The 5,865-nt window shown below is 43.9% G+C and carries 3 protein-coding genes and 1 pseudogene; all 4 read right to left on the reverse strand.

Features of this window, described 5'->3' with window-relative positions:
* Positions 1-771, reverse strand: a pseudogene (locus tag RIG66_RS16060) (hypothetical protein); the annotation flags it as partial.
* Between the two features lie 156 nt (positions 772-927).
* Positions 928-1,575 carry a restriction endonuclease subunit R gene (locus RIG66_RS16065; protein WP_446379681.1) on the reverse strand — a complete coding sequence of 216 codons (648 nt, stop codon included), beginning with the start codon at positions 1,573-1,575 and terminating at the stop codon, positions 928-930.
* A 210-nt stretch (positions 1,576-1,785) separates the two neighbouring features.
* Positions 1,786-2,355 carry a Uma2 family endonuclease gene (locus RIG66_RS16070; RefSeq protein WP_446379685.1) on the reverse strand — a complete coding sequence of 190 codons (570 nt, stop codon included), beginning with the start codon at positions 2,353-2,355 and terminating at the stop codon, positions 1,786-1,788.
* A gap of 14 nt (positions 2,356-2,369) precedes the next feature.
* A complete protein-coding gene (locus tag RIG66_RS16075; protein ID WP_446379683.1) occupies positions 2,370-5,732 on the reverse strand; it encodes a helicase-related protein in 3,363 nt (1,120 codons plus the stop codon).
* Between the last annotated feature and the right edge of the window lie 133 nt (positions 5,733-5,865).

Raw genomic sequence — 5,865 nt, forward strand, 5'->3', positions numbered from 1 at the left:
AAATCTTAATAGACTGCACTCTGCAACCTCCACTCCGTCGGTATTTCTGAGCTTTTCAACAAGCTGAGATAGAGGAGCTATTGTCTCTTTTTTATTTGCGTAAAATGTACGCAAATCTAATAATTTTGTCCAAAGTCCAAGCAAGAAGTAAACAAACATTAAGCGATTCAGAATAACTGACGTATACCAGCGACAATCCCCTTCGCTATCAATCCCTTGGATAAACCTAAGAAACTCCTGATGTTGTTCCTGAAACGCCTTATAAAACTTCTTCGTAACCCGCTCAATATCAAAAGCACTTTGTAACCGTTGAGCGACTTCAATCACCGAGGGTTCACCCGCTTCCAGGTGGGAAATATCAATCACTAACCCACCCAATTTACTCAAAAACAAATCCCCCGGTTGACCCTTCACATATAAATGATCACGCACATAACGCTTAGACTCCTCCCGCTTCACCCAATACCACAGACTGCGGCTGCGCTCTTTATCCACAAAAATTAACAAATTTTCGGCAATTTTTTCTGTCAATTCCTGATGAATCGCCGCCCGATGTTTTGCTTCAGGAATCGTACCATCCTCTCCCGTCACTTCAAACACCACCACCCCAGACGCTTCCGCAATCCGGTAATACTGATAGGTTTTTTCCTCAATCTCCAAAGATACCGCTTTCTTCGTGGAGGGTTGATACCAGCCTAATTCTTCAATAAATAACTCATGAAACTGGAAATCATAAAGTAAATCACGGGTGCGTTGGAAATTGAGGGGCATAATTCGTATCTCCTAAAATTCAGGATACAGGTTTGTAGTTGCGCTGTCTTCGCCCTAAACACTTAAGCGCTGACAATCGGCGTGACACATTTTGGCGTAGGGGCGCACGTCGGTGCGCCCTTGGATTAACGTGCGCCCTTATCGAGGTACCACTATCTATTCCAAATTAGCAGAACTAGATAGATAAATCAGTTTCTTTAAGATTTTGAGGACATCACCCAAACCATTTTGGCGATTGCCAATTCCAAACAAATCAGACATAGCATACAGAGGGGTAGTGTCTTTGACAACTTTCAGGAAAAGAAAACTTCCCCCAGTCGTAATCATGCCAAAACTCGGTTGTGCTGAATTAGGGTTCCCTAGCATATAGGCGAGAATTTGCGCTAATCCAGCCTCTACAGAGAAATTAGCTTGTTTGGATTCAATCACCATCACCCAAAGTTTGTCTTTGAGAATCAAGGTGTCAAGATTCCCTTTAACCATAATTCCGCGTTCTTCGTCTTGAGCAGAGATTTGGACACTACTCTCGGCTCTTAAATTCCAAGGCGATAGATAAAATTGTCCGATAAATAATAACGGGGAGACAACGGCGAGGTTGATAGGTTTTTCGAGTAAAGGGGGTTGTTTGAGTAAATTGAAATAGCCCGAACGGACTTGTTCTAAGAGTTGGTTTTGCCAGTCGGTAAGTTCGGGTAAATCACCATGCCATTCTGGGAAGAACTGTTCATCCTCAACTCGTTGAAGCTGGAAGTGAGTTTCTAATTGTCCTAGCGTGACATCTCTAGCTTGAATTGTTTGAACCATATTCTCACAAAAAAATACAGGTTTGTAAGTTGTAGAGGCGCACCGACGTGCGCCCTTATCTTTATACACCGACGTGCGCCCTTATCTTTGTGTTTGTTCCTCTTTCCTCTGTGTTTTCTGTACCGCTGTGGTTGATTAAATTCTACGTTATACGGTAACTTAGAAAGCCATAAATACTTGGGCGCACGGAGCGTGCGCCCCTACACAATTCTAATCCAAATTCAACCAACTAAACACATCCGCTACCGTAAGCTGCCAATTGCCTAAACTATCAAGAATGGGTAAACTATCTGTTTTATACTTAACAACAGGTAACTGATTCGGTTGAAAGACCATAACCGATTCATCATCCGGTTCAATAAACCATCCTAGCTTGGTTTCATGATTTAAACAGAACAGAATATTATCAATTACCCGACTAGGGGATTGGTCAGGAGAGAGAATTTCAATCGTCCAATCTGGGGCAATTTTAAATTTATTCTCAATCCGGTTATTAGCTTTACGCGGAATACGCTGCCAGGTAAAAACAGATACATCGGGAACAATCGAACGTCCACCGAAGGTACAGCGTAATTCGGGAAAAGCATAGGCTAACTTATCGGGTATCGCTACTTGATTAATGGCAGTGACTAAACTACCTTGTAAAACACTATGTTCTCCTTGAGGCATGGGCTTTTGGTAAATTTTACCGTTGACATATTCCCTGGCTGGCTTGGTTTCCGGTTGTGCCAAAAACTCGGCGAGGGTTAATTGGGTTTCTGGAATAGTGAGTGATGTCATCATGATTCCCTAGCTTATCCTTGAAATAATCCTAACGAACAAATAATTTCCGGGTTTTGAGTTCTCCCCTCCTCCTGAACAAAACACAAACGGTCATCTAAATACAGCGCCACAACTAACTCAGCAAACTGTTGGTCATCCATCCCACTTTTCAACGACCGATTCAAGCGGTCAATCGCTGACTGTCGCAAGGGATAACGATAAATTTGGTCAATTGCTTTATGTAAATCTGGCGTCGCTAACAAAGGCATCTCGTTAACATAACGTTTCAGCCGTGCATAAGTCCGAAATCTTGCCCCCGAAGGACGCCCCAATTGACCTCCGCTACTTTTCTCCTCCTCCGCAATTAGTTCCGCCCCCTTTTGCACTAAATCATGATGGGAAGGATAACGGTTAATTGCCTGAGTTTCCGGTTCGCAGCGTGCCATTCTCAGAATCTCAAACTGTGACTGGGTAACACTTTTACCCTGCTTATCTATCCAAGCTAACGCATCATTTCCTTCGCCCGTTTTCATATACAGCAATACCCCCTCTGGTTGGCTGGTCGTCGGGAGATGCTTGCGGGTGGAATAGACCACATTTGCCAAGGTTTCAATCTGCTTTTTCAGCGTGGGATTATTCTGTGTCGCATTCTGCCAAATTTGATACGCCTCCGACGTCAAATCTACTTCGTTATCCTCATCGCCATCAAGAATCCCAGACTTTTCGTGATACAAATCTAATAGCGTCTGTTCATTGGTATCTTCTTCAAAAAACGCCTCATCGGTTCCCACCACTTCCGCATTTTCTTGCAATCGTTGACGCAAACGTTCTCGTAGCCGAATAATCCGTTCCACTCCCGCTGCGGGTAAAAACGAATAGCAAAGAATTTTCGCCGCATTTTGACCAATTCGGTCTACCCTTCCCGCCCGTTGAATCAGGCGAATAATTGCCCAAGGTAAGTCATAATTAACAATAATGGCGCAGTCTTGCAAATTTAACCCTTCACTGAGGACATCGGTGGCAATTAAAACCCGTAATTCCTCCTCAGAGGAGACGGACTTATCGTTACTTACGGGACTAAACCGCCACGCGATTTCAGCCGGGTTAGCAGAATTCCCGGTAACCCCTGCAACCTTATCAATTCCCCGTTGCTGGAGTTGGTCAGTCAGATAATGTACCGTGTCCGCAAACTGACTAAAAATCAACACCTTTTCTTGGGGATGAACCTCACCGAGTAGCTGAACTAACGCCGCCAATTTGGGGTCTTGATTCGCATCCCATTCCCCACATTGATTCAGCAGACTGATTAAGGCTTTCGCATCAGCGAGTAAATCTTTTTTCAGCGAAGCCTTAAATAACTGCGGACGCAACCACTTAAACCGTCCCTGATACCGAGTCCCATAGTCCTGATAAATTAGCGCCGCCCGTTGGCGATACTCTATCTCGGTTTGAGATAATAATTCTTCCCCGGTGACTTCCTCCTCATCATCAAAATCCAGCAGCGTTCCCGCCACCGAATCCATATCCTCATCATTGGTGCGAGTATCCAGAAGCGCCGCCTCTTGGGAACCAATGGGTAAAGGTAAGCCTTGTGCGATCGCGTGCAAAAAAATATAATTGCGTAAGATATGGCGTTCAATGGATTGCAGGAAGGCTACCCCACCACTTTCTAAGCGCTTAAATAAGTTAGTCCGACAAAATCCCATCAATCGTTTCCCGGCGCGAGATAACCCTTTAAGCTGTACTGCTTCCGCTGCGGTTAAGGATTTCCCCTTAGCTGACTTTTCTGATATCGCATAATTCCCCAATCCATATCGAGGCAAATTTAGGGAATTCAGCAGATTAACCATCTCCTCTGAATAAAGCGCCGCATAGGGATCATTCCCCGCACCCAAGTTAAACTTAATCGTCTGCGGTTGGCGCAGGGGAAAATATGCCCGTCTTCCATCGGGAAACTTAAGGTATTTTCCTCCTTGTTCATCATCTTTCGTATAATTTTCCTGAATAAAACTGCGAGTTCGACGCACCATATACAGCCGCATCAATTCTCGCCAATCATCGGGATAGTCACTCTTTTCAAACGCCGCTAATGAACGCACGGGGGCTTGATGTTTGCGGCTGAATTCGATTTCTCCGCCCAACTCACTCAACAGTTTTTCCGGACGAATCCCTAAATCCTGATCATCAGGAACAAATAGACGCAGTTGATTGGATAAATCCAAATAGGTTTTATTATAAGGTGTCGCCGTCAACAGAATACAGCGACTCTCATTCAGGGCAATATATTCCTGAATTGCCCGATACCGCTTCCCCTCTCGATTCCGCAAATTATGACTCTCGTCAATTAATACCACCCGATAACGGCGTTCGTTGGGCAACTCTATCTGCACCCGACTTAAGGACAGGACTTTTGCCCGTAACCCGTAGCGGTAAACATAGTCCTGCCACATTGTTACCAAGTTTTTGGGACAAATAATCAGAGTTTCTAAGAAAAAATCCTCTTCCAAAATCTTCGCCAACGCTGAAGCAATTAATGTTTTGCCCAACCCTACAACATCTCCCACCAATACCCCACCCCGACGGTTTAAATGACGGGCAGCAATTTGTACAGCGGCTTTTTGAAAGTCAAATAACTGATGGCGAAACTCGCGGGGAATTTGATATTCCGATAACCCCGCCCTGGCTTCTTGAGATAAATGATAGGCAATCTTCAGATAAATATAGTAAGGCGGAATTAACTTATCTCTTGCCCAACTCTGATCAATGATTTCAACTAATTCTTGGGAAATATCAATACACCAGCGGTCATCCCAACGCTGATTAAACCAGAGTTGTAACTTTTGACAAGCATCATGATCTAAAATATCAACATTTAACTCGCCCTGGTATTGCAACCCCGATAACGTCAGGTTACTGCTACCCAAAACACCAATTGTAGGATTATTGATATCCCGGCGATGAATCAGATACAATTTGGCGTGAAGCGGATATCTCAGAAATAATTTAACAATCAGTGTATGGGCTTTAAGTTGTTGACTCAATCGGCGCAAACCTGCTTCATCCTCATTCGTGGGTGCGCCCCAGGTTAATTGTTCACAAAAGTCTTGGGCAATCTGTTTTCTGTAGCGAATAATTGTGCTATTATCAATTCCTCTATCCTCATACCCCAACGCCAACGCCGAATGCACATCATCTTTCGGTAAGCGCTGCATCCCAATTAAAAGCCGACAACAACCCCCTTCACCACCGCCAAACTGTTCAATCGTATCATCAATTTTACGCCACCCTCTCAGATTAAAATAGCCGACACAAAAATCAGCCCGTTGGGAAATTTCCAGGGTATCCCGTAATGTCGGTAATAGCGATTGTTCTATGTTGTCAAAGATGCGTGGCATTTGTCATTTGTCATTTGTCATTTGTCATTTGTCATTTGTCATTTGTCATTTGTCATTTGTCATTTGTCATTTGTCATTTGTCATTTGTCATTTGTCATTTGTCATTTGTCATTTGTCATTTGTCATTTGTCAT

Source organism: Coleofasciculus sp. E2-BRE-01 (assembly GCF_040221695.1).
Taxonomy (GTDB): domain Bacteria; phylum Cyanobacteriota; class Cyanobacteriia; order Cyanobacteriales; family Coleofasciculaceae; genus Coleofasciculus.

Excerpts from the sequence above, each read along its gene's own strand:
- RIG66_RS16065 (WP_446379681.1), bottom strand. The coding sequence starts at position 1,575 with ATGGTTCAAACAATTCAAGCTAGAGATGTCACGCTAGGACAATTAGAA.
- RIG66_RS16070 (WP_446379685.1), bottom strand. The coding sequence starts at position 2,355 with ATGACATCACTCACTATTCCAGAAACCCAATTAACCCTCGCCGAGTTT.
- RIG66_RS16075 (WP_446379683.1), bottom strand. The coding sequence starts at position 5,732 with ATGCCACGCATCTTTGACAACATAGAACAATCGCTATTACCGACATTA.